We start from the raw sequence: 406 nt of genomic DNA, 5'->3' as shown, positions 1-406 counted from the left end.
AGATTTTCGTCATCTTCATCAAGCCAGCAGGGGTAATCGCTTTCCTTCACGACCAGACGAAAGCGGCGCGTCTGGCGGGTCAGCAACGTCTGACCGGTGGTGGTCAGCGCCGCCCGGATACGCCGCGTATCTTCTGCCACCTGGTAACAGATGCTTCGTACTGCATTGCGCACCGCATCAAGAACTGCCCTGATTTCTTCCTCCGTCAGCCATTCGCCGGCATACGGGAAAGACACCTGCGTTCCGTCTGCCGGAAGTACCGGCAGCGCCTGCCACTGGCTGCCGGACAGTACAAGTTCCGCCACGGTTCCGGTCAGTTTTTGCATGGCAGACGCCAGGACCGGCGGCAGCACGCCATCATGGCGGCTGATAAGTAACGTCGCCAGCCGGGATACATCCAGTCGCA

1 pseudogene is annotated in these 406 nt (G+C 60.1%); it reads right to left on the bottom strand.

From position 1 onward, the window contains the following. Positions 1–401, bottom strand: a pseudogene (locus tag E0D98_RS25965) (hypothetical protein); the annotation flags it as partial. Positions 402–406 lie beyond the last annotated feature (5 nt).

Source organism: Escherichia sp. KCJ4928 (genome assembly GCF_004352695.1).
Taxonomy (GTDB): Bacteria; Pseudomonadota; Gammaproteobacteria; order Enterobacterales; family Enterobacteriaceae; genus ECMA0423.
The sequence above is the reverse complement of the archived record's forward strand: the minus strand, read 5'-3'. Positions and strand labels throughout refer to the sequence as shown.